Below are 22,212 nucleotides of genomic sequence, written 5' to 3'. Positions count from 1 at the left end.
TCCAGCTTCACGTCCGACGCCATGGCAACCATGAACGCTGCGACCAACGCGAAGCCGCGCAGGCCGGTAAGCCAGCTCCGACGAGCCGGTTTTTCGAGGCAAATCCACACATTTCGTCACCTTCCACCCTAACAGGTTTTTGGCAATGTCAAGCGTTTCCGGCCCCGGCCGCGCCCGCCGCTTTAAATGGCTATCTGCTGTTTGGGGACCGCCCAAAGGCGGCGTATTCACAGCTTCAGAACCAACAGTCAGGTACGACACATCCACTGCGCACGGCAGAGCCGCGACTACAGACACCTCGGCAGCAACTGCCACCTTGGCGTGGTCTGCTTGGCGCGTGATCCGCATGGACAGGTCCAGCTTCACGTCCGACGCCATGGCAACCATGAATACATAAACAATGTAGAACGACTACCATCGGATGTTCAAGTATAGCTGGTGTGTTATCCCACGGTTTTCTTTGGTCAACATAAAAACAACTTGAGGGTAGGTTTCCGGGCAGCAGTGTACTTGGCCTCGGCGCGGTCGCTTCGAACTATCAACCCTTCACTCTCGCAGCGGCCGCCAGCGCTTTTGCGCGACCCTGTCGCATCTGCCTTCCCGCTTCGCAGCCTTTGCCGGTTCAAATCCGCACTGCCGGTTCTGCCTGATAGGCGGCGTGAAGCAAGGTGTTGAACGCGTCCGACACGGGTATCTCAAACGAACCGATCCTGCGGATTGCGACACCGGGCGTCCATGAATTCATCAGCGCGGCGCCGGCAAAGCTTTCGGCGTCTGCAAGGCTGATGTCTTCCGTTCGGGTGCGGATGCCGAGTTTCGCAAGCTGTCGCTCGACGATCTGCATGGTGACGCCGTGCAGGATATCGGCCTTCGGCCATATCACCGTTTGCCCATCCCAGAACGCCAGATTCCAGATGCTGGCTTCGGCCAGACGCCCCTGTTGATCGACAAACACGGCATCGTCAAAGCCGTTGCGCGCAGCCTGACGCATCGCGTAGGTCTTCATTGGCTCACCCACCTGCTTGATGCTGGCAAGCGCCCTCTGGTGGTGAACGACATCCAGCGCGACAGGTCCGCCCGGACCCGACGATGCCGGAAAGCTCCGCACCAAGATGGCCGGATCGTCATAAGACGCTTGCGCTGTGAACTCCCCATGCCGCGAAAACACAGTGGCGGTCAGAGAAAGGTTCTGCGGCCCGGCCGCAACCGCCATGCGCAGAAAACGGCTGATGTCGGCATCGCTCTGCGCGCGGCCAAACATCGCCATCGAGGCGGTGCGAAGGCGTGTGAGATGCAGGTCCAGCCCCCGCACCTTGCCATCACGAACCTGCATTGCGGTAAAATGGGCAAAGCCCGCAAAGGCCAGCGGCGACAGATCCGTCGCGGTCGCCTCGTTTCCATCCAGCATGGTCACGAAGGAAGGATGGTCTTGCATAGTCTCTTGCTCCTCAGATGTGTTTGCATTGACGAGCAAATCCTATAGACGCTGACAGCACTGTTAGGGTCAAGGGTGAAAACATGAAGATTGGCGACATGGCAGAGCGGACCGGCATCAGCATCCGGATGCTGCGATATTACGAAGAACAGGGCCTGCTGACGCCCGGTCGAACCGCCGCCGGTTACCGCGACTACGGCACAGAAGAACTTGCCACGATCACAAGGATCAGGAAGCTCGGCGCCTGCGGAATGACACTGCCGGTCATCCAGCAATTCCTGCCCTGCTCCCTCGACGGCCGCGACGAATTCGAACCCTGCGACGAACTGCGCGCCATCCTGCAAAAACACCTCGACGGCGTCGACCAGCAGATGGCCGCACTCACAGAAAGCCGTACCCTCCTCTCCGACCTGATGAGCGAGATTGACACAAGGCTGAAATGAGCGCGGGGAGCCTTGTCTGAAACCAGTCGGTCGCTACTGCGATGTCAGCTTGGGTTGCCCAATCAAATCAGGCACCTCGCCAAGTTGAGTTACTGACAGCCCGTCATAAGATTGCTCCTCGCCAATCAGGATTGTTGACAGGCCCGCAGCTTTGCCGCCCTCGATATCTGCCTTCACATTGTCGCCTATCATCCAGACGACCTGCGCTGGCGCGAGTTCGGCGACGACGCGGGAAAAGCTGTCGGGTGAGGGTTTTTCATGACCAAGTGAGCCGGATGAAAATATGCGGTCGAAGCTGCCGGCAATACCGAGACCTTCAACGATCTGCTGCAGGTCCGGTGCAAAGTTTGACAGTATAGCGTGCCTCCAGCCTCTAACCGAAAGCCTCTGCAGCGTTTCTGCCGCATGGGGAAGCAAATCCCAATATGCCAAATTGAGGTAAGTCATTCGCAGATTTGCTGACGCTTGTTCTGCCAGGTCAACACGCAGTCCATGAGCAAGCAATGCCTGCATACTTGCACTCCGCAGTGGAGCCCACCAAGCCTCTTGAGTTGTAAAATGATGGCCCCGATCAGGGCTGTTCCACGGAAGCACCGTCGAAAGGTATGGCTTCAAATCGTCTGAAGATGTTTCGAAATTCGGATCAACCGACATAGCAGACGTTCGAAGTGCCTCGGCAAATCGTCCGCGCCGCCTCGCCAGTGTTCCCTCGAAATCCCAGAGAATGTAGTGCGACGCCATGCTGTTTCTCCCACCCAGCGCGATAACCAATGACGTCCTATCGCGTTCATGTGACCGGCATTTGAGGCTTGGTCCCCAAATGCAGAATCTCAAAAAATCTGATGATCAGCCGTCCGTCATCTGTCGATCATGAGGAGCGGCTAAAGAACCGTTCTCGGCTGAAACAGATATGGAGCTGAGAATGATCGAGCGGCATGGAGTATCCTTCGAGGACCCCCTGGTTGTGGAGAATTACATCCACCGCCCTGCCTATCCGCAAGGCGTGTACGACAGGCTTCTGTCCATTACCCCGCATCGCAATTGCCTTCTGGATCTGGGGTGCGGGACCGGTAAAATCAGCCGCCCCCTGGCGCGGTATTTCACTGACGTCGTTGCTGTTGACCCTTCGAAAGCCATGATCGATCTCGCCCGGCGGCTCGAGGGTGGGACGGCGGCGAATATTCGATGGGTTACTGGTCTTGCTGAAGATTACGACAGTGCGGCGCATGACAGGTTCGACCTCATGGTCGCTGCTGCAAGTATTCACTGGATGGATCACAGCCGCCTGTTTCCGCGGCTCAGGATGCTGGCATCCGAGCCCCACAAGGTCGCGATCGTGACGGGAGATACGCCATTCGAGCCTGCCTGGGCGGACGACTGGCAATCATTTCTGGCGAAATGGGTTCCCATCGTCACGGGCGAAGAGTTCGACCACGACCGGAAGGACGAGAAACGCTCGCAGTACAAGGCATTCCTGCATATCGAGGGTACGGAGTTTTTCAGTTCGGAGCCGGTAGAGCAGAGCATCGAAGACTTCATCCTCTGCCAGCATTCCAGAGACACATTCGCGCCATCTCGGCTTGGCGAACTCTTGCCCCGGTTCGGTGCGGAGCTGCGCGACGTTCTGGTGCCCCATGCCACCGATCAGACGCTGCGCTTTTCGGTGCGTTCGCAAGTGCTATGGGGCACGATCAGAGAGGTTTAAGCCGCCTGCCACGCGAAAGTCGCTGTGGGATCATCCCCTCACTCCCGCAGCGTATCCGCCACCAGCGCGTTGGCGTGGCCATGGCCCATGCCGTGTTCCTGTTTCAGCCAGGCGACCAGTTCCATGTGTTTCTTGCCGCTCTGGGCACGGATCAGCTCTTTCCACTCGGCAATCGGCCGCCCGTATTTGGCTTCGATCGACGGAAAGTAGGATGCGGGGCCCTTTACCGGAGTGGTTGTCATGATACCTCCCAGACATGAACGGTTCTTCTGGCAAGTGATAGCACGAAAGAACGCGGTGTCACCGCCCGTGGACGCGATTTGACGCTTGAGGTGCATGTTTCGGTACAGTGCTTGTGAGCTTGTTCTCATCTCATCAATCGCCGCCAGGACAGAAAACCCCGCAGCGCCATCGCGCCACGGGGTTTTGATGTGTCGCACCTGAAAAGGCGCAGATCAGTCTCTCGGGTCAGGTTTTGCCTATCGGCAGACCTTTTCCTTCTTGGTGATCGGGCGGCCGAAGCGGTCTTTGGCTTTTACCAGCACCGTCTTGCAGTGAAGTTTCGGCTTTTTCGACGGGCCGCGTTCGACCTGTTTGGCCGGCTGGCGCCGCGGCGGTTCCTGGGCGATGGCCGGCAGGGCAAAGGCCGTTGCGAAAACGCAAGTGATTGCGAGGGTGAGACGTCTCATTTCAAACTCTCCTGTTTTTCTGAAATCCGGCAAAACACGCAAACGCCGCCATAGCTGCCGCCGCTATGACCACGGTCATCGGCAGCGGCGAATTGTTCGCCATCATGCCGACGAGGCCGCTGACCAGTCCGGCGATGCCGAACTGCAGAACGCCGAGTATTCCCGATGCCGCGCCCGCATCCTTGCCGCAGGCCGCCATCGCCATAGCGGTGGAATTGGCAGCAACGACCGGCACGTTGGCAAGGCACAGGGTCAACGGGATCATCAAGGTGATGAGATGCGCCGCCCCCGAGAGCGCCACCGTTGCAGCGCCGGTGACGACGAAGAGCAGCAGCGAGTATTTCAGGACGGTCGCGAGCGGATGCCGGCGCAACAGGTAACCGTTGATCTGCGAGCCGACGACCATGGCCACGGCGTTGGCGGCGAACACCCAGCCATAGGTTTGCTGCGACAGACCGTAGAGGTCCATCATCACATGCGGCGATCCGGTTATGAAGGCGAAGAGACCGCCAAGCGCAAAGCAGCCGACCAGGGTGAACAGAACAAACTGCCTGTTCTTCAGCAGCTTGAGATAGGTTCTGCCGGTCTCGCCGATCTGTTGCGGCTGGCGGTTTTCCGGCGGCAGCGTTTCGCGAAAGGCAAAGCCGATCGCAACCAGGCTGGCGGCGGCAATGGCGGCAAGCGCCATAAAGATCGCCTGCCATCCCCAGGAGATCAGGATGTAGCCGCCCAGGATCGGCGCCAGAATGGGCCCAAGTCCGGTGATCAGCATCATGTGCGAGAGCACACGCGCGCCCTCGGTGGCATCGAACAGATCGTTGATGGCGGCACGGCCGATGACCATGCCCGAGCACGCCCCGACCGCCTGCAACAGACGCAACCCGTTGAAAGTGACAATGTCGGGCGCAAACGGCATTGCGACCGAACTGAGTGTTAAGACGGCCATACCCGCCATCAACGGCAGCTTGCGCCCGAACCGGTCGATCAGCGTGCCATAGATGAGCTGGCCGAACGCCATGCCGATGAAGAAGATCGACAGGCTGAACTGGACCTGCCCGGCCGAGGCGGAAAGATCGGCTCCAATCGCCGGAAACGCCGCCAGATACATGTCCGTGGCGAGCGGCGTGACGGCTGTCATCGCCCCGAGCACCAGTATGGTGACCAGATGGCCTCTGGAGGTTGCGGGAGACGCGGTGTCCATCGTCATCGCATTGCCACCCGCGGGCCGCTGGCCGGATCGACCACCGCCGGTTTTTCGACATCGACCGTGCCCGTCCAGCCGCCACCCAGCGCCTTGTGAAGCGCAATGTAATAGGTGGCAATATTGGCCTGGCTTGAGATCAGCTCTTCCTCGGCCGAATAGAGCGAGCGTTCGGCTTCGAGAACGTCCAGACGGTCGATTGCGCCATCGACATTCAACTGACGCGACAGTTCGGCCGCTCTCCGGTAGGCGGCCACCGAGGCCGACAGTCTGGCGCGACGCTGCTGCGACTGCGTCAACGCCACGACCGCATTTTCCACGTCTTCCATCGCCGACAGCACGGCCGACTGGTAGGCTACGAAATACTGGTCGCGCTGCGCCTTCGCCACATCCACGGCAGCCTTCAACTGACCGCCCTGGAAGATCGGAATGGAAAGACTTGGCCCGAATGCCCAGCTGATCGTCGACTTTTTGCCGAGGTCGGAAACGCTGCTCGCCGTCGTGGCGATATCGCCGGTAAGGCTGATCGACGGGTAGCGGTCGGCTTCCGCCTTGCCGATCTTGGCGGTGTATTGCGCCAGTGCACGTTCTGCCGAACGGACGTCCGGACGTCCGGTCACGACATCGGCCGGAATGCCTATACCGGCCGCCATCTTCGGCGAGGGTATCTTGCCGGCCTTCGCCATCAGCGGCTGCAGCTCTGACGGTGCCTTGCCAAGCAGCACGGCGAGACGGTTGACCGACTGCATGTAGGAAATGCGGTAGGAAGGAATATCCGCCTCGGTCGAAGCCGCCTGCCCTTCAGCCGTTGCACTGTCCACGCCCGTTGCAGCCCCAGCCTGCACCTGGTCGCGGGTCAGCACGGCTGACTGGCGTTGCGATTTTGCGGTGCGCTCGGAAAGCGCCACCAGAGCCTGATATTGCCGCGCCTGAACGTAATAGGACGTGACGTCACCGATCAGTGTCACCAGCGTATCCGCCAGATCTTCGTCTGCCGCCTGTGCCGCATAACGCGCGGCTTCCGCCGAGCGCCGGTTGCCGCCGAACAGATCGATTTCCCAGCTCGCGTCGAACCCCGCCTGCGCCTGGTTATAGACGGCCGTTTCACCGGAGCTGGCCGTGCGGTTGCGCGTGCCGGACGCGGAACCGTTGACGCTCGGGTAGAAAGCCCCCGTCTGCTGGCGATAGGTGGCGCGGGCTTCGCGAATGCGGGCCTTTGCACTGGCAACATCCAGATTGCCGTCCACCGCCTGCGCAACGAGCGTGTTCAGCAAGGGATCGTTGAGCTGGCGCCACCACTCAGTCAGGTTGGGTTTCTTCGCCGCCGCCCCGGCTTTCGCGCCGCCCCCCCAGCTGGCGGGCACGACAAGATTGGGCTTCTGGTAGTCAGGGCCGACAACACATCCGGCAAGCAGAACTGCCAAAATGGACGCAGAGGAGGCCTTAACGCAGGTCGCAAGACCGCGCTTGAAGGTTGGATTGAGCAAATGAGCGTTCCTTACGCTGGGGTGGTTATTCTGCCGGCGCGACGGGGATCGCGGCGGGTGTTGCAGCTTTCGACCTGAAGATCCTGCGCACGATGACGAACAGCAGCGGAATGAAGAACACACCCAGCACCGTTGCCGAAATCATGCCGCCCATCACGCCGATACCGATCGAGTTCTGCGCACCGGAGCCAGCGCCATCGGCAATCGCCAGCGGCAACACGCCGAGGATGAAGGCAAGCGAGGTCATCAGGATCGGGCGAAGACGCTGGCGTGCGGCCTCGAGCGTTGCTTCCACCAGGCCCTTGCCATGCGCCTGCTGTTCGATGGCGAATTCGACGATCAGGATCGCGTTCTTCGCGGCAAGACCGATGGTCGTCAGCAGACCGACCTTGAAGTAGACATCGTTGGTCTGCCCGAACATGGTTGCCGCAACCACCGCCCCGAAAATGCCGATCGGTACCGACAGGAGAACGGCAAAGGGAATGGTCAGGCTTTCGTAAAGTGCGGCCAGCGCCAGAAACACCACCAGAACCGAGATCGCATAAAGCTGCAGGGCCTGGTTGCCGGAAAGGCGCTCCTGCGCCGACAGGCCGGTCCATTCATGCGCATAACCGGCAGGCAGCTCCGCCATCAGGCTGTCGACCGACGACATGGCTGTACCCGAGCTGACACCGGCTGCGGCCGACCCCTGGATTTCCACGGCAGACGCACCGTTGTAACGTTCCAGACGCGGCGAACCATAGGTCCATTTGCCCGTCGAAAACGACGAGAATGGCACCATCGTCTCGCTGGAATTGCGGGCATACCAGCGGCTGAGGTCTTCAGGCTGCATGCGGAAATCCGTTGCACCCTGCACATAGACCGGCTTCACGCGGCCACGGTCGATGAAGTCGTTGACATAGGTTCCGCCCCACGCGGTCGACAGCGTGGTGTTGATGTCGGAGAGGTCGAGGCCGAGCGCGCTCGCCTTTTTGTCATCGATCTGGATCGAATATTGCGGCGTGTCTTCCTGGCCGTTCGGTCGCGTTCCGCTCAGCTGCTTGTCCTTGGCGGCAGCGGCGAGAAACTGGTTTCGGACATCGATCAGTTGCGCGTGACCGGCACTGTTGTTGTCCATCAGGTAGAACGAAAAGCCGCCGGATGTGCCGAAGCCGGGAATGGCCGGAGGCTGCAAGGCAAAAGCGCTGCCATCGGTAAATCTGGAGAATGCCGCCATGGCGCGACCGGCAATGGCACCGGCTTTCGCCTTGTCATCCGTACGTCCGGCAAAATCCTTCAGGCTGACGAAAGCGATGCCGACGTTCTGGCCCGCGCCGCCGAAGCTGAAGCCAACGGAAGACATCACGCCTTCGACATAGTCCTTCTCGTCATTGAGGAAGTAGTTGGTGACGTCGTCCAGCATCTTGCGGGTCCGGTCCTCGGTCGCACCCGGCGGAAGCTGGACGCTGGCGATGAGCACGCCCTGGTCTTCATCCGGAATGAACGAGGATTCCATGCGCGTGAAGACAAGGCCCGTGACGACGACGATGGCCGCAAAGATCACGAGGAACACCGGGCTGCGGCGAATGATGCCGCCGACGCTTTTCTGGTAGCCCTGGGTGGTCTTTTCAAAACCGCGGTTGAACCAGCCGAAAATGCCCTTGTTCTTTGCGTCATGCTTGGGTGGACGCAACAGCGTTGCGCAGAGCGCCGGTGTGAAGATCAGGGCGACGCCGACCGACAGCACCATGGCCGAAACGATGGTGACCGAGAACTGGCGATAGATGATGCCGACCGATCCGGAGAAGAACGCCATCGGAATGAACACGGCCGACAGCACCGTAGCGATGCCGATCAGCGCGCTGGAGATTTCCTTCATCGACTTGATCGTGGCGGCCTTGGGGTCGAGCCCCTCCTCCTCCATGACGCGCTCGACATTTTCGACAACGACAATCGCGTCGTCCACCAGAAGGCCGATGGCCAGCACCATGCCGAACATCGTCAGCGTGTTGATGGAGTAACCGAACAGCGACAGGATGCCGAAAGTGCCAAGCAGCACGACGGGAACGGCAAGGGTGGGAATGATCGTTGCGCGGAAGCTCTGCAGGAACACGAACATCACGACGAAGACCAGAACGATCGCTTCACCGAGCGTCTTGACCACGTCTTCAATCGACAGTTCCACGAAGGGGGTCGTGTCGTAGGGGTAAACCACTTCGACATTCTGCGGCATCGTCGGCTTCAGCGCCTCGATGGCGGCCTTGACGCCGTTCGCGGTGTCGATGGCGTTTGCGCCGGTGGCGAGATTGACGCCGAGACCGCTGGCCGGCTGGCCATTGTATTTCGTCGTGGTGGTGTAGCTTTCCGCGCCGAGTTCGACGGTTGCCACGTCGCTCATCTGCACGACGGAGCCGTCCGTCAGGCTTTTCAGAATGATGTTCCTGAATTCTTCAGGGGTCTGGAGACGGCTTTTCGCCGTAACCGTGGCGTTGAGCTGCTGGCCCTTGCGCTGCGGCGCGGCACCGAGCTGACCGGCCGAAACCTGGGTGTTCTGGGCCTCGATGGCCGAGGTGACATCGCCGACCGTCAGCGAATATTTCGACAGCTTGTCGGGGTCCAGCCAGATGCGCATGGCATAACCGGAACCGAACATCTGTGTATCCCCAACGCCTTCAACGCGGGCAATGCGGTCCTTCAGCGTGCTGTCGATATAGTCGGAAATATCCGTGGAGCTGAGTTTGCCGTCCGTCGATACGAAGGCGGCAATCAGCAGGAAGCTGGAGGTCGACTTCGTCACGGTTATGCCGGCCGTCTGAACGGCCGTGGGCAGGTTGGACTCCACCTGCTGCAGCTTGTTCTGCACCTGCATCTGCGCGACATCGGGGTCGGCCTTGTTGGTGAAGGTCAGCTCGATCGAGGCTTCGCCGGTCGATGTGGACGTGGCGGTCATGTAGTCGAGATTGTCGATGCCGGTCATGCCCTGCTCGATGACCTTGGTCACCGAGTTTTCGACCGTCTGGGCGTCAGCGCCGGAATAGCTGGCGCTGATCGTTACCGAGGTCGGGGCGATCTGCGGATATTGCGAGATCGAGAGACCGGTGATCGACAGCACGCCTGCCAGCATCACGCAGACGGCGATCACCCATGCGAAGATGGGGCGGTTGATGAAGAACAGAGACATCAGTGCTGCGCCTCCGTCAGGCTGGCGACCTTGTTGGGCGTGTCGATGGACGCAGCCTTGAGTTCACCAGTCGCATTGTCGATTGTCACTTCCTTCACGTCGACATCCTGGCCGATCTGTGTGCGCTGCGTACCCTCGACGATCACCCGGTCGCCATCTTCGACACCTGCTGTCACCAGCCAGTTGTTGCCGATGCTGCGGTCCACCGTCAGGACGCGCTCTTCGACCTTGTTGTCCTTGCTGACGAAACGTGCGGTCGGCTCACCCTTGGTGTTGCGCGACACGCCGCGCTGCGGCACCAGATAGCTGTTTGGCGCAACGCCTTCCTGGATCACGGCGCGCACATACATGCCCGGCAGCACGATGCGGTCGGGGTTTGGAAACTGCGCGCGAAGTTTGACCGTACCGGCCGATTCATCGACCGTCGCCTCGGCAAATTCCACCGTGCCGGTCTTGGCGTATTCCTTGCCGTTGTCGAGTTTCAGGTTGACCGAAACGTTGATGCCCGAAAAACGCAACTGCCCGGCATCGACGGCCTCTCTGAGATCGAGGATCTTCGAGCTGGCCTGCGTCACATCGACATTGATCGGATCGAGGCTTCTGATCGTCGTCAGCGCCGTGGTCTGCTCCGCCGTGACAAGCGCGCCGACAGTAATGGCCGAGGCATCGACACGGCCGGAAATCGGCGCGCGGATCTTGGTGTATTCGAGATTGATGCGGGCTGTCTCGACGCTCGCCTTGGCCGACGCGACATCCGCCTTGGCCTGTGCCAGCGTCGACTTCGCGTCTTCAAGGTCCTGCTCACTGACGGCGTTGTTCGATGTCAGGCGGCCGTAACGGTCGACCTTGGCCTGTGCGCTCGGCAGAGCCCCTTCAGCCTTCTGCAGTGAGGCAACGGCGCTGTCATAGCTCGCCTGGTAGGTCGCGGGGTCGAGTTCGTAGAGCACGTCGCCCGCCTTCACCTCGCTGCCCTCCTTGAAATTGCGCTTGCGGATAATGCCGCCAACCTGCGGACGGACCTCTGCTTCCAGCGAAGCGGATGTCCGGCCCGGCAGCTCTGCCGTAATGGCCACGTCCTGCGGGTTCAGCACCACGACACTGACATTGGGCTTGGCGGCTGCGGCCGGTGGCGCTGCTGCCTTTTCATCGCTGCAGGCGGCGAGCGCTGCACACACAAAGAATGCGAAACCTGCTGCAAAAATGGGTCTTGATCTGGGGGGCACGGGTTTTTACCTTTTTCTGTAACGGTGGGTACAAATAATCAATTTGCGGTAAGAGTCAACGCATGCTAGGGAGACGTTCATGGAAAATTCACCAGCAGACACGCCCGAAAGGCCGGCGGAACGAAGCCGCGGCAGGCCGAAAATCTATAGTGATGAGCAGCGTCGACAGACGATTCTGGACGAGGCGCGGCGCACCTTCACCGAGGAAGGTTTTCGCCGCACGACCATCGCCAAGGTCGCGGCGCGCTGCAAAATTTCGAAGCAGACGATCTACGAATCGTTTGAGAGCAAGGTCGATCTGTTCAAGGCCGTGGTGGGCGATCACCGCCGCATGATGCTGGACCTGCCCCGCCCTGCCGATGAAGACGCACCTGTCGATATCGTCATCGAACGTATCTTTCGCATCGATATCGACGAGGAAATGGACGCGGAACGCGACAGCTTTCTCTCGATCATTTTTGCCGAATCGAAAGAAGTGCCCGAACTGTTCGATTTCATCCGCGACGAAGGCGCCGATCCTTCAAGGCGCGATTTGATCGACTGGCTGAAAAATCAGGTCGAGCGTGGGCGACTGAAGATCGACAACCCCGAAAGTGGGGCGCGCATGCTGATGGATATGCTGCTCGGCCCAACCGGACCCGGCCGCCGCGACTGGGCCACATTGGAAGACCGCCGCCGCCACCTCAGATGGTGCATCGACTTCTTCATGGCTTCGGCCGCGGCCAGGTGACGGATGCGGTGATCGCGTAAAGGAACGGACCGCCGCCATGACACGTCCTCACTATGAAACGGCCATTCAGGCACTCGGCATCATGGAGGCGCTTGCGGCTTACGATCCACATATCGCCGGAACACCCCCTCTGGGTGTGCATACCGAAAAGAGCGATATCGACATCCTGTGCCATGCGACTGACCAGCAGTCCTTTCTGCTTGATGTCGTGAATCTGTATGGAGACCGCAAGGCGTTTTGTGTCTGGCAGTGGACGTCGAACGACCAGCCAATCATCGCTAGCTTTACTGCAGAAGGTTGGGACTTCGAAATATTTGCCAGCCGCCTCCCGGTCGTCGAACAGGCGGGATGGCGTCATTTTCAGATCGAGAAACGCCTTCTTGCCCTCGGCGGCAATGCATTCACAGCGAAAATACTCGCGCTCCGAAGCGAGGGATTGAAAACCGAACCGGCGTTCTGGAGCGCTCTGCAGTCCGCAGGTGATCCCTATCTGGGATTGCTGGACCTTGAGGCTGCTTCGGACGAGGAACTGCGCGGCAGGCTCGCCGAAGCCGGATTTGTGTGACGGCCGATACGGAACCGCCTGCAAAAGCCCTGCGCCCTACCCATAAAAACGCCCCGGCATGGGCTGGCATCCGGGGCGTCTGTCTTGTCATGCGGCTGTCTTTGTCTTGGCCGTTGATGCGTCAGCCAGATGTTTTCTGAAGAACGGCACGATTTCCTTGAGCGCCTTCCCCACGGGTTCAGGCTTGTCGTAGAGGTCGTAATGCGACCAGCCTTCGACGACGACCAGCTCCTTGTTCTTCGAGGCGGCGCGACCATAGATTTCCATCCCGTCACGATAGGCACCAAAGCCGCCGGGCTTGTCGCCGAGCACCAGCATCATTGGCTGCGTCAGCAGCGTTTCAGCGAAGGCGAAGGCGTCCCAAGCAACGGCTGAAACGGCATGCGAGACCAACATCCTCGTCCCTGCCCCTGCGGCCGGGCACCGGTTGCGGTAGTAGTCCGTCGCTTCCAGCACATCGATGTCAGTGATACCCGCGGCCTTGCCCTCTTCGACGCTGGCAGGCAGGAAGATGTTTATGCGCTCTTCTGCTCCCGCGTTCTCGGCCGTTCGCTGTGCGGCCATTCCTTCGAGCGCCCCGACAGGGTCGAAGTTGCTGAAGCCTTCTCGCATCAGACGTCCAAAGTTGACACCGGTAATACTGACCAACGCCTTGATGCGCTTATCGATGATGGTGGCCTTGATGGAGTAGCCGCCGCCACCGCAGATACCGAGGATACCGATGTTGTTGGCATCGACGTAGGGCAAGGATTGGGCATAGTCGATGACATCACGATAGTCCTTCACCCGCTGCTCCGGGTCTTCGATCCAGCGGGGTTGTCCGCCGCTGCCACCCTGGAAGCTGGCGTCCGGAACAATGACGACGAAACCCGCTTTTGCCAGCGCTGCGCCGTAGACGTTGCCGGCCGTCTGCTCTTTGCAGCTGCCGATAGGATGGTTCGAAATGATTGCCGGATAGCGATTCCCGGCGTTGAAGTCGGGTGGGAGGTGAATGTCGGCGGCGATGTTCCAATGCATTCCGGGGTTACGGATGTTCACGGTTTGCATGTGACTCTCCTGTTTACCTGAAGCGACTTGCGCTCGGTGGTTTCTAGTCCCGTTACTCAGCGGCTTGGCTGGCAGTGGTATCGGCAACGAGCTTTGCCCGAAAGAACGGTGCCAGGACCGACACGGCTTCATCGACATACTTTTCGCCGTCATACAACTCCATATGGTTGGCACCTTCAACGACATGCAGCGCCTTGTCGCGGCTTGCGGCACGCTTCAGAAGGTCATCGCTCATCCACTTGCTACCGGCCTTGCTGCCGGCAACGACCTGCAACGGCTGCGTCAGATAAACCTCGGCCATGTGGTAGGCGTCATAGGTGATGATCTGGTTGAGGCTGCGCAGCGTCGCAAAACCGGGTGCGGTCGGGCATTCGGCGCGGGGGGTGTGGTAATATTCCCAGGCCTGACGCAGTTCTTCATTCGGCGCGTCCTCTTCCTTCAGCGGAGCAAGCGGCATCTGTCCCTTCTGGGTGCTTGCCGCATCGGCCGTACGGGCATTCGATCCCGCCTCGATATAGGGCAAGGCGTCGATGTCCTTGACGTTGTTTTCCCAGCCGTTGCGGAACATCGAGCCGATGTTGACCGCGCTCACTGTGCCAACGGCCTTGATGCGGCGGTCCTGAATGGCGGCGTTGGCGGTGTAACCGGCGCCGGCGCAGATGCCCATCGCGCCGATGCGGGTCTGGTCGATGTAGGCAAGCGTCGTCAGGTAATCGATAACGGCGCTGACATCTTCCGTGCGGATATACGGGTTTTCGAGCTGGCGCGGCTCACCGCCGCTTTCGCCCTGATAGGAGGCGTCATAGGCAATCGTCACGAAACCTGCTTCGGCAAGCTTGCGGGCATAGGTGCCAGCGGTCTGTTCCTTTACCCCGCCGCCGGGATGGGAGACGACGATGGCGGGATACTGGCCGCTCTCATCAAAGCCTGCGGGGAAATTGATGACGGCCGACATGGTGATTTCAGGGTTGTTCGAATTGGTGAAGCTGATCTTTCCCATGGTCATATCCTCTTGGTTGGTCTGGTCTGTCGTGCACCAGAAGGGATGACTGGAAATATAGATCCATCTCACCTATCACTCTATGATAGAGAATTGCATGGACCTATCACTGAGGTGATAAATGAAACGCGATGAAATGGCGGATCTGACGGCTTTTGTCGTTGTCGCGGAAGAGCGCAACTTCACCCGCGCCGCGCTGAAACTCGGCCTGTCCCAGTCCGCATTGAGCGGCATCGTCAGGCGGCTGGAAGAAAGGCTTGGCGTACGGCTTCTGGCGCGCACCACCCGCAGCGTCGCGCCGACCGAAGCCGGGGAACGGCTGGTGCAGACGCTGGCGCCGATGCTGCGCGATCTCGACCAGCGCATTTCCGAACTCAGCGAGTTCCGCGACAGTCCGGCCGGCACGATCCGCATCACCTCGGTCGAACATGCGGCAAAAACCATCATCCGCCCCGCCGTCACCAAACTGCTGAGCCGATATCCCGACATCAATGTCGAGGTCGTCGTCGATTACGGGCTGGTCGATGTCGTCGCCGACCGTTTCGATGCGGGTGTTCGTCTGGGCGAGCAGGTCGCGAAAGACATGATTGCCGTGCGGATGAGCCCGGATGTGCCGATGGCGATCGTTGGCTCCCCTGCTTATTTCGAGCGGCACCCGCTCCCGGAAAATCCCGAACAGCTTGTCGATCACCGCGCCATCAATCTGCGTCTGCCGACAACAGGCGTGCTGAACGCGTGGCGGTTTATCGACAAGGGGCGTGAGATCAGGGTCCATGTCGATGGTCCGCTGGTCTTCAATACGATTGAACTGATCCTCGATGCGGCACTCGACGGGCTGGGGCTGGCCTATCTGCCGCTCGATCAGGTGACCGGGCATATATCCGCCGGCCGTCTCGTCAGCACGCTGGAGGAGAGCACGCCGCCCCTGCCCGGTTACCACCTCTATTACCCAAGCCGCCGACACTCCTCCCCGGCCTTCAACCTGTTTGTCGATGCGGTTCGCCACCGAAGCTGAAAACCTTCTTTGTGCCTCTTTTGGTGCTGATCCGGCGGATGCCCTCCGCGACGCAAAGCGGGTACAGTCCTGTCTTGTGACTATGCCCTTGCGACCCCAAATAGCCGGGAGACATTTGCAGCGAGTATCCATGATCCCGACCTTGCCTCTCGAAACGCAACGCCTGATCCTTCGTCCATTCCAGCCGCAGGATTTTTCCGCCTATGCCGATTATCATGCGCGCAGCGACGTTTACCGGTTCCTCTACGCCGCGCCGCCAGCCAGGGCGGCGCTGGAAGCGCAGTTCGCATCGATCCTTTCGGCGGCGTTTGAACAGGATGGCGATACGTTGCGACTTGCCGTCATCCGTCGTGATGACGATGCTTTGCTTGGTGAGGTGCTTCTGAAAATTGCCAGTACGGCGGCGCTTCAGGCCGAGGTCGGTTATATCTTCAATCCGGCATATTCGGGAAAAGGCTATGCGACTGAGGCGGTGCGCGCCATGATCGGCCTCGGCTTCGACAGCCTTGGTTATCACCGGATTTTTGCGCGGCTGGACACGCTGAACCACGGCTCCATCGGCGTGGTGGAACGCCTGAAATTGCGCAGGGAAGCGCATCTTGTGCAGAACGACCGCTTCAACGGCGTCTGGGGTGACGAGTTCATTTATGCCGTTTTGAATTCTGAATGGCAGAGCTGAGATGTTGATGGTCTCCTGCCGGTGACAAGGCGGGGTCCGCAATCTCCACCAAGACAGCAAAAACCCCGCGGTGCCATCGCTCCGCGGGGTTTTGATTTTTGCGAGACCTGAAAGCTGAGGCTTATGCCTCGCCTTCCGGTGCCTCCGGCTGCTCGGTGACCTGGTCTTCGACCTCGGCACCATTGCCGTTTTCAGCGTCTTCGTCGCCTTCCGGCTCGTTGATGCGCTCGACCGAGACGACCTTTTCATCCTTGGCCGTCGAGAAGATCGTCACGCCCTTGGTGGCGCGGCTGGCGATGCGGATACCGGCAACCGGTACGCGGATCAGCTGGCCGCCATCAGAGACGAGCATGATCTGGTCGTTGTCTTCAACCGGGAAGGCTGCAACCAGTTCGCCGATTTCCGTCGTCTTCGACGTGTCGGTGGCGCGGATACCCTTGCCGCCACGGCCCGAGGTGCGGAAGTCGTAGGAGGACGAACGCTTGCCGAAGCCCTTTTCGGAAACGGTCAGCACGAACTGTTCGCGTGCCTTGAGTTCCTGATAACGGTCTTCGCCGAGCTCGCCTTCTTCCGTCACCTCTTCGCCAACCAGCGCGATGTCTTCTTCATCGACACCGGCTGCACGGCGTTCTGCGGCCGAACGCTTGAGGTAGGCTGCACGCTCCCATGGGGCCGCATCGCTGCTGCCAACGATGGTCATGGAGATGATGCGGTCGCTGTCGCCCAGATTGATGCCGCGCACGCCAACCGAGTTACGGCCGGCAAAGACGCGAACGTCATCGACCGGGAAGCGGATGCACTGGCCAAGCGCCGTCGTCAGCAACACGTCGTCACGGTCGGTACAGGTTTCGACGGAGAGGATCTGATCGCCCTCTTCATCCAGCTTCATGGCGATCTTGCCGTTGCGGTTGACCTGCACGAAGTCGCCCAGCTTGTTACGGCGCACCGTTCCGCGTGTCGTCGAGAACATCACGTCGAGGGTTTCCCACGTCGTCTCGTCCTCAGGCAGCGGCATGATGGTGGTGATGCGTTCGCCGGGTTCCAGCGGCAGCATGTTGATCAGCGCCTTGCCCTTGGACTGCGGCGTACCGATCGGCAGGCGCCAGACCTTTTCCTTGTAGACGATGCCACGCGAGGAGAAGAACAGCACCGGCGTATGGGTGTTGGCCACGAACAGACGGTTGACGAAATCCTCGTCGCGCGTTGCCATGCCCGAACGGCCCTTGCCGCCGCGACGCTGCGCCTTGTAGGTCGTCAGCGGCACGCGCTTGATGTAGCCGAGATGCGATACGGTCACGACCATGTCTTCACGGGCGATGAGGTCTTCATCGTCCATGTCGGGGCCGCCTTCGACGATTTCCGAACGGCGTGGCGTGCCGAATTCGTCACGTACCGCCGCCATCTCGTCCTTGACGATCTGCTGGATACGCACGCGCGACGACAGGATTTCGAGATATTCGCTGATCTCAGCGCCGATCTTGTTCAGTTCGTCGCCGATTTCGTCACGGCCGAGTGCGGTCAGGCGGGCCAGACGCAGTTCGAGGATGGCACGTGCTTGCTCTTCCGAGAGGTTGTAGGTGCCGTCTTCGTTGATGCGGTGGCGCGGATCGTCGATCAGGCGAACGAGGCTTTCGACATCCTCGGCCGGCCAGCGGCGCGTCATCAGTTCTTCACGTGCAGACGCCGGGTCCGGCGCGTGGCGGATAACGCGGATGACTTCGTCGATGTTGGCGACGGCAATGGCCAGACCCACCAACACATGCGCGCGGTCGCGCGCCTTGCGCAGCAGGTACTTGGTGCGGCGGCTGACGACTTCCTCACGGAAGGATACGAAAGCGCGCAGCATGTCGAGCAGCGTAAGCTGTTCCGGCTTGCCGCCGTTCAGCGCCACCATGTTGCAGCCGAAGGAGGTCTGCAGCGGCGTGTAACGGTAGAGCTGATTCAGAATGACTTCGGCATTGGCATCGCGCTTCAGCTCGATGACGACGCGGTAGCCCTGACGGTCGGACTCGTCGCGCAGGTCGGAAATGCCCTCGATGCGCTTTTCCTTGACCAGTTCGGCCATCTTTTCGATCATCGTTGCCTTGTTCACCTGGTAGGGAACTTCGGTGATGATGATCTGCTCGCGGTCGCCGCGCATCGGTTCGATGGTGGCGCGGCCACGCATGATGACCGAGCCCCTGCCCGTCTCGTAAGCCGAGCGGATGCCGGAGCGGCCCATGATGAAGGCGCCCGTCGGGAAGTCGGGACCGGGAATGATCTGCATCATCTCGGCCAGCTCGATGGCCGGATTGTCGATGAGCGCGATACAGCCGTCGATTACTTCCGAAAGGTTGTGCGGCGGAATGTTGGTTGCCATGCCGACGGCGATACCGCCAGCACCGTTGACCAGGAGGTTCGGGAACTTGGCCGGAATGACCACCGGTTCCTGAAGCGTACCGTCGTAGTTGTCGCGGAAGTCGACGGTTTCCTTGTCGAGATCGTCGAGCAGCGCGTGCGCGGCCTTTTCCAGACGGCACTCGGTATAACGTTCAGCCGCCGGCGGGTCGCCGTCGATCGAGCCGAAGTTGCCCTGACCGTCGATCAGCGGCAGACGCAGCGACCAGTCCTGCGCCATACGCGCAAGTGCGTCATAGATGGCAGAGTTGCCGTGCGGATGGAATTTACCCATCACGTCACCGGTGACGCGGGCGCACTTTACGTATTTCTTGTTCCAGTCGATGCCAAGTTCGGACATGCCGTACAGGATGCGGCGATGAACAGGCTTCATGCCGTCACGAACATCGGGAAGTGCGCGCGACACGATAACGCTCATCGCGTAATCGAGATACGACCGCTGCATTTCCTCGATGATGGAAATCGGCTCGATGCCTGGCGGAAGCTTTCCGCCGCCGGGGGGACTTTGGTCAGTCAAAACGGATCACATTCTCTGTTAAGAATCGGATGAATTTTTATAGCGGAAACAGCAAGGTTAAGCCAATTTCCCGGCAAGTTTTGAACAGCCTTTTGCGTCAAATGCAAGACAAACAGCGCTTTTCTCGCCTTCTCCGCCCAAAAGCACCGCTCCTCCCTTTAAAACCGCCATCGACTTGCGTAGGCTCACGGCCAAAATAACATAAGCAGGGGAAAAAATGCCTGGCAGCGAAACGCTCATCAATGCGCTCACCACCCTTCTGGTGACGCTCGATCCACCCGGCCTTGCCCCCGTATTCCTTGCCCTGACCGTGGGCATGACGCGTGACCAGCGCAAGCAGGTGGCGCTGCGCGGTTCGCTGATCGCCTTCGGCATTCTCGCCGTCTTTGCGCTGTTTGGTCTTGCCATTCTCAACCTGCTCGGCATTTCGCTCGGCGCCTTCCGCATTGCCGGTGGCCTGCTGCTGTTCTGGATCGCTTTCGAAATGATTTTCGAAAAGCGCCAGGAGCGCAAGGAAAAGACCTCCGAGATCGCCATCACCAAGGACCATCTGCACAATCTGGCGGTCTTTCCGCTGGCCCTGCCGCTGATTGCCGGGCCTGGCGCCATTTCCGCCACCGTGCTTCTGGCCGGCTCGATGAAAACCACCATCGAGATGGTCATCCTCATTCTGATCCTCGCATTCGCCATGGCGCTGGTCTATGCGGCGCTGATCGTGGCGGAGCGCATGGACCGCTTTCTCGGCAATACCGGCCGGGCAATCCTGACGCGCCTGCTGGGCGTGCTCCTGGCAGCGCTCTCCGTGCAGTTCGTGGTGGATGGCATAAGGTCCGCCTTCGCGCTGCCATAGCCCGCCCGAAAGGCGTTTTTGCAACAAAATCCCGGAAGTCGGACGAGAGCGGAAATTCCGTTCTTTGATTGCGGCGCGTGCGCGGGTTAAAAGGCGGCCATCGACCAATCGAAAGTGCCTCCCATGCAATCCATGCTGCGCCGCCTCATCCCGGATGCCGCCCCGCCCAGTCTCAAGGAGCGCCTGCGCGCCGCGCTCGGTGCCCTCGTCGGCATTCTTGTCACCGGCCTTCTCGGCAGTCTTGCCTTTCGCTTCGATCCCGCCCTGCCCGCCATGATCGCGCCGATGGGCGCGTCCGCCGTGCTGCTATTTGCCGTGCCCTCCAGCCCGCTCGCACAGCCCTGGTCGATCCTCTGCGGAAATCTGGTGGCGGCCTTCGTCGGCGTCACGATCGCGCTGCTGGTGCCGGATGTGTTCTTTGCCAGTGCGCTGGCCATCGGCCTTGCCATTGCGGCGATGATGGCGCTGCGCTGCCTGCACCCGCCAAGTGGCGCTGTGGCGCTGACGGCCGTTCTCGGCGGCCCTGCCGTGCACGATCTCGGTTACGGTTTCCTGCTCTGGCCGGTCGCCGGCAATTCACTGATCCTGCTGGCGCTGGCGCTGCTCTACAACAACATGACGGGCCGCCCCTATCCGCACTCGATCAAGCCCGCAGCCTCCAGCCACGGCGCCGGCAATCTCGGTTCGATCCAGAAGATCGGTTTTGCCTCCAGCGATCTGGACGAGGTTCTGAAGGAATACGACCAGGTTCTCGATATCGACCGTGATGAGCTGGAACTGATCCTGCGCAAGACCGAACTGCGCTCCTACCGCCGCAGGGCCAGCCACCTCGATTGCGAAAGCGTCATGACCCGCAATGTCGTGGCTGTCGCGCCGGAGGATTCGCTTACCCATGCCCATGCGCTGATGCGCAGCCACCATTTCAAGGCCCTGCCCGTGACGAATGACCGGGCCGAGATCGTCGGCATCGTCACGCAGACGGATTTTCTCGAAAAGGCGAGCTGGAACAAGGGCCGGCCGGCAATCGGCTTCGGCCAGCGGCTGCGGCTCATTCTGACCGGCGCCAGGGCGCCGAACGACACCGTCAAGGATATCATGACCTCGCCGGTGAAGACCGTCAGGCCCGACATGGCCGTGGAGGAAGTCATCATCCGCTTTGCCGAGGAAGGGCTGCACTACCTGCCGGTGACAGATCACAACGGCAAGATGGTCGGCATTGTGTCGCAGTCGGATGTCATGGTGTCGATGCTGGCCGACAAGGCCGCCGCCTGAGCGCACCCCGGCAATAAAAAAGGTGGCAGCCCTTCGGCCGCCACCTCGTATTCCAGAGCCCGATAAACCCGGTTCTCAGAACGGGATATCGTCGTCCATGTCGTTGGAGAAGCCGCCCGAAGGCTGGCCGCCACGCGAGGAGCCGCCACGCGACGACTGCTGGTCGTAACCGCCGCCACCGCCGTAGTTCGAACCGCCGCCGCTGCCACCGCCGTAAGAGCTGCCGCCGAAGTCGCCACCGCCGAAGTCACCGCCACGGCTTGCGCCGCCGCCTTCACCACGACCGTCAAGCATCGTCAGGGTCGAGTTGAAGCCCTGCAGAACGATTTCCGTCGAATAACGATCGTTGCCGTTCTGGTCCTGCCACTTGCGGGTCTGCAACTGGCCTTCGATGTAGAGCTTGGCGCCCTTCTTGATGTACTGCTCGACAACCTTGCAGAGACCTTCGTTGAACACCACGACAGTGTGCCACTCGGTCTTTTCCTTGCGCTCGCCGCTGTTGCGGTCGCGCCAGGTTTCAGAGGTCGCGATACGCAGGTTCGCAATCGGGCGGCCATCCTGCGTCCGGCGAATTTCGGGATCGGCGCCCACGTTTCCGATCAGAATTACCTTGTTTACGCTGCCAGCCATCTCTTTAATCCTGTCCGCCGGTTGTTCTGCCCGGCCTTTGCATTTCAAAAAATTCCGTTCACAATAACCATCGCAGCCCGCGAAAGGCACCCGCAGACGGGACTCTATCCACAAAGAATAATCCCGTTCCGACCCGCGCGACATTGCCGCTTGATTTTTGTTCTTTT

The 22,212-nt window shown here is 60.3% G+C and carries 21 protein-coding genes; 8 read left to right on the top strand and 13 right to left on the bottom strand.

The annotated features are described in order from the left end of the window. Positions 1 to 622 precede the first annotated feature (622 nt). Positions 623 to 1,435, bottom strand: a complete 813-nt coding sequence (locus ACIQT8_RS03805; RefSeq protein WP_400963648.1) for an aminotransferase class IV family protein — start codon at positions 1,433 to 1,435, stop codon at positions 623 to 625. A gap of 83 nt (positions 1,436 to 1,518) precedes the next feature. Between ACIQT8_RS03805 and ACIQT8_RS03800 the strand changes: the two genes are divergently transcribed. Further along, the gene (locus ACIQT8_RS03800) at positions 1,519 to 1,878 is read left to right on the top strand and encodes a MerR family transcriptional regulator (RefSeq protein ID WP_400963645.1); all 360 of its coding nucleotides are present in this window, start codon (positions 1,519 to 1,521) and stop codon (positions 1,876 to 1,878) included. A 33-nt stretch (positions 1,879 to 1,911) separates the two neighbouring features. On the opposite strand, the gene ACIQT8_RS03795 is transcribed toward ACIQT8_RS03800, so the two are convergent. Then, complete coding sequence (locus ACIQT8_RS03795) at positions 1,912 to 2,619, bottom strand: HAD family hydrolase (RefSeq protein ID WP_400963643.1); 708 nt, start codon at positions 2,617 to 2,619, stop codon at positions 1,912 to 1,914. Positions 2,620 to 2,800: 181 nt separating this feature from the next. On the opposite strand from ACIQT8_RS03795, the gene ACIQT8_RS03790 reads away from it, so the two are divergent. Further along, complete coding sequence (locus tag ACIQT8_RS03790) at positions 2,801 to 3,583, top strand: class I SAM-dependent methyltransferase (protein WP_400963640.1); 783 nt, start codon at positions 2,801 to 2,803, stop codon at positions 3,581 to 3,583. A 38-nt stretch (positions 3,584 to 3,621) separates the two neighbouring features. Here ACIQT8_RS03790 and ACIQT8_RS03785 read toward each other — a convergent pair whose 3' ends face one another. The 6 genes from ACIQT8_RS03785 to ACIQT8_RS03760 form a co-directional block, all read right to left on the bottom strand. Further along, positions 3,622 to 3,825, bottom strand: coding sequence for a DUF4287 domain-containing protein (locus ACIQT8_RS03785; protein WP_178340806.1), 204 nt, complete (start codon positions 3,823 to 3,825; stop codon positions 3,622 to 3,624). A gap of 237 nt (positions 3,826 to 4,062) precedes the next feature. Beyond that, positions 4,063 to 4,272, bottom strand: a complete 210-nt coding sequence (locus ACIQT8_RS03780) for a hypothetical protein (RefSeq protein ID WP_400963635.1) — start codon at positions 4,270 to 4,272, stop codon at positions 4,063 to 4,065. Position 4,273: 1 nt separating this feature from the next. Beyond that, on the bottom strand, positions 4,274 to 5,479 hold the full coding sequence (locus ACIQT8_RS03775; protein ID WP_400963632.1) for a multidrug effflux MFS transporter: 1,206 nt from the start codon (positions 5,477 to 5,479) through the stop codon (positions 4,274 to 4,276). Further along, on the bottom strand, positions 5,476 to 6,960 hold the full coding sequence (locus tag ACIQT8_RS03770; RefSeq protein WP_400963629.1) for an efflux transporter outer membrane subunit: 1,485 nt from the start codon (positions 6,958 to 6,960) through the stop codon (positions 5,476 to 5,478). The genes ACIQT8_RS03775 and ACIQT8_RS03770 overlap by 4 nt, the downstream gene beginning before the upstream one ends. A 25-nt stretch (positions 6,961 to 6,985) precedes the next feature. Beyond that, on the bottom strand, positions 6,986 to 10,120 hold the full coding sequence (locus ACIQT8_RS03765) for an efflux RND transporter permease subunit (protein ID WP_400963626.1): 3,135 nt from the start codon (positions 10,118 to 10,120) through the stop codon (positions 6,986 to 6,988). After that, the gene (locus ACIQT8_RS03760) at positions 10,120 to 11,343 is read right to left on the bottom strand and encodes an efflux RND transporter periplasmic adaptor subunit (RefSeq protein WP_262525691.1); all 1,224 of its coding nucleotides are present in this window, start codon (positions 11,341 to 11,343) and stop codon (positions 10,120 to 10,122) included. The genes ACIQT8_RS03765 and ACIQT8_RS03760 overlap by 1 nt, the downstream gene beginning before the upstream one ends. A 79-nt stretch (positions 11,344 to 11,422) precedes the next feature. Between ACIQT8_RS03760 and ACIQT8_RS03755 the strand changes: the two genes are divergently transcribed. Beyond that, positions 11,423 to 12,073 carry a TetR/AcrR family transcriptional regulator gene (locus ACIQT8_RS03755; protein WP_262525692.1) on the top strand — a complete coding sequence of 217 codons (651 nt, stop codon included), beginning with the start codon at positions 11,423 to 11,425 and terminating at the stop codon, positions 12,071 to 12,073. Between the two features lie 37 nt (positions 12,074 to 12,110). Next, on the top strand, positions 12,111 to 12,638 hold the full coding sequence (locus ACIQT8_RS03750; protein WP_400963622.1) for a DUF4269 domain-containing protein: 528 nt from the start codon (positions 12,111 to 12,113) through the stop codon (positions 12,636 to 12,638). 87 nt (positions 12,639 to 12,725) lie between these two features. Here the strand turns inward: ACIQT8_RS03750 and ACIQT8_RS03745 are convergent, their stop codons facing one another. Together ACIQT8_RS03745 and ACIQT8_RS03740 are read right to left on the bottom strand one after the other, a co-directional pair. Next, positions 12,726 to 13,685 carry an alpha/beta hydrolase gene (locus ACIQT8_RS03745; RefSeq protein WP_400963619.1) on the bottom strand — a complete coding sequence of 320 codons (960 nt, stop codon included), beginning with the start codon at positions 13,683 to 13,685 and terminating at the stop codon, positions 12,726 to 12,728. Positions 13,686 to 13,737: 52 nt separating this feature from the next. Then, a complete protein-coding gene (locus ACIQT8_RS03740) occupies positions 13,738 to 14,685 on the bottom strand; it encodes an alpha/beta hydrolase (protein ID WP_400963616.1) in 948 nt (315 codons plus the stop codon). Positions 14,686 to 14,806: 121 nt separating this feature from the next. Here ACIQT8_RS03740 and ACIQT8_RS03735 point away from each other — a divergent pair, with 121 nt between their 5' ends. Continuing rightward, entirely contained in the window at positions 14,807 to 15,700 is an 894-nt protein-coding gene (locus ACIQT8_RS03735) for a LysR substrate-binding domain-containing protein (RefSeq protein WP_400963613.1), read from the top strand. Positions 15,701 to 15,830: 130 nt separating this feature from the next. Continuing rightward, positions 15,831 to 16,379 carry a GNAT family N-acetyltransferase gene (locus tag ACIQT8_RS03730; protein WP_400963610.1) on the top strand — a complete coding sequence of 183 codons (549 nt, stop codon included), beginning with the start codon at positions 15,831 to 15,833 and terminating at the stop codon, positions 16,377 to 16,379. A gap of 121 nt (positions 16,380 to 16,500) precedes the next feature. Here the strand turns inward: ACIQT8_RS03730 and gyrA are convergent, their stop codons facing one another. Together gyrA and ACIQT8_RS03720 are read right to left on the bottom strand one after the other, a co-directional pair. After that, on the bottom strand, positions 16,501 to 19,293 hold the full coding sequence (gyrA, locus tag ACIQT8_RS03725; protein ID WP_138795028.1) for a DNA gyrase subunit A: 2,793 nt from the start codon (positions 19,291 to 19,293) through the stop codon (positions 16,501 to 16,503). Positions 19,294 to 19,350: 57 nt separating this feature from the next. Next, complete coding sequence (locus ACIQT8_RS03720; RefSeq protein WP_138795027.1) at positions 19,351 to 19,533, bottom strand: hypothetical protein; 183 nt, start codon at positions 19,531 to 19,533, stop codon at positions 19,351 to 19,353. Between ACIQT8_RS03720 and ACIQT8_RS03715 the strand changes: the two genes are divergently transcribed. Next, positions 19,511 to 20,143 carry a MarC family protein gene (locus ACIQT8_RS03715; protein WP_400963606.1) on the top strand — a complete coding sequence of 211 codons (633 nt, stop codon included), beginning with the start codon at positions 19,511 to 19,513 and terminating at the stop codon, positions 20,141 to 20,143. The genes ACIQT8_RS03720 and ACIQT8_RS03715 overlap by 23 nt on opposite strands. Positions 20,144 to 20,266: 123 nt before the next feature. Continuing rightward, a complete protein-coding gene (locus ACIQT8_RS03710) occupies positions 20,267 to 21,415 on the top strand; it encodes an HPP family protein (protein WP_400963603.1) in 1,149 nt (382 codons plus the stop codon). A 75-nt stretch (positions 21,416 to 21,490) separates the two neighbouring features. Here ACIQT8_RS03710 and ACIQT8_RS03705 read toward each other — a convergent pair whose 3' ends face one another. Further along, positions 21,491 to 22,045, bottom strand: a complete 555-nt coding sequence (locus ACIQT8_RS03705) for a single-stranded DNA-binding protein (protein ID WP_138795024.1) — start codon at positions 22,043 to 22,045, stop codon at positions 21,491 to 21,493. Between the last annotated feature and the right edge of the window lie 167 nt (positions 22,046 to 22,212).

The sequence above is a fragment of the Agrobacterium sp. NPDC090273 genome, from assembly GCF_044772305.1.
Taxonomy (GTDB): Bacteria; Pseudomonadota; Alphaproteobacteria; order Rhizobiales; family Rhizobiaceae; genus Agrobacterium.
This window is presented reverse-complemented; position numbering and strand designations above follow the sequence as displayed.

What these genes read in the sequence shown, in the direction of transcription:
- ACIQT8_RS03805 (WP_400963648.1), bottom strand. Translation starts at nt 1,435, where the DNA reads ATGCAAGACCATCCTTCCTTCGTGACCATGCTGGATGGAAACGAGGCG.
- ACIQT8_RS03800 (WP_400963645.1), top strand. Translation starts at nt 1,519, where the DNA reads ATGAAGATTGGCGACATGGCAGAGCGGACCGGCATCAGCATCCGGATG.
- ACIQT8_RS03795 (WP_400963643.1), bottom strand. Translation starts at nt 2,619, where the DNA reads ATGGCGTCGCACTACATTCTCTGGGATTTCGAGGGAACACTGGCGAGG.
- ACIQT8_RS03790 (WP_400963640.1), top strand. Translation starts at nt 2,801, where the DNA reads ATGATCGAGCGGCATGGAGTATCCTTCGAGGACCCCCTGGTTGTGGAG.
- ACIQT8_RS03785 (WP_178340806.1), bottom strand. Translation starts at nt 3,825, where the DNA reads ATGACAACCACTCCGGTAAAGGGCCCCGCATCCTACTTTCCGTCGATC.
- ACIQT8_RS03780 (WP_400963635.1), bottom strand. Translation starts at nt 4,272, where the DNA reads ATGAGACGTCTCACCCTCGCAATCACTTGCGTTTTCGCAACGGCCTTT.
- ACIQT8_RS03775 (WP_400963632.1), bottom strand. Translation starts at nt 5,479, where the DNA reads ATGACGATGGACACCGCGTCTCCCGCAACCTCCAGAGGCCATCTGGTC.
- ACIQT8_RS03765 (WP_400963626.1), bottom strand. Translation starts at nt 10,120, where the DNA reads ATGTCTCTGTTCTTCATCAACCGCCCCATCTTCGCATGGGTGATCGCC.
- ACIQT8_RS03755 (WP_262525692.1), top strand. Translation starts at nt 11,423, where the DNA reads ATGGAAAATTCACCAGCAGACACGCCCGAAAGGCCGGCGGAACGAAGC.
- ACIQT8_RS03750 (WP_400963622.1), top strand. Translation starts at nt 12,111, where the DNA reads ATGACACGTCCTCACTATGAAACGGCCATTCAGGCACTCGGCATCATG.
- ACIQT8_RS03745 (WP_400963619.1), bottom strand. Translation starts at nt 13,685, where the DNA reads ATGCAAACCGTGAACATCCGTAACCCCGGAATGCATTGGAACATCGCC.
- ACIQT8_RS03740 (WP_400963616.1), bottom strand. Translation starts at nt 14,685, where the DNA reads ATGGGAAAGATCAGCTTCACCAATTCGAACAACCCTGAAATCACCATG.
- ACIQT8_RS03735 (WP_400963613.1), top strand. Translation starts at nt 14,807, where the DNA reads ATGAAACGCGATGAAATGGCGGATCTGACGGCTTTTGTCGTTGTCGCG.
- ACIQT8_RS03730 (WP_400963610.1), top strand. Translation starts at nt 15,831, where the DNA reads ATGATCCCGACCTTGCCTCTCGAAACGCAACGCCTGATCCTTCGTCCA.
- ACIQT8_RS03715 (WP_400963606.1), top strand. Translation starts at nt 19,511, where the DNA reads ATGCCTGGCAGCGAAACGCTCATCAATGCGCTCACCACCCTTCTGGTG.
- ACIQT8_RS03720 (WP_138795027.1), bottom strand. Translation starts at nt 19,533, where the DNA reads ATGAGCGTTTCGCTGCCAGGCATTTTTTCCCCTGCTTATGTTATTTTG.
- ACIQT8_RS03710 (WP_400963603.1), top strand. Translation starts at nt 20,267, where the DNA reads ATGCAATCCATGCTGCGCCGCCTCATCCCGGATGCCGCCCCGCCCAGT.
- ACIQT8_RS03705 (WP_138795024.1), bottom strand. Translation starts at nt 22,045, where the DNA reads ATGGCTGGCAGCGTAAACAAGGTAATTCTGATCGGAAACGTGGGCGCC.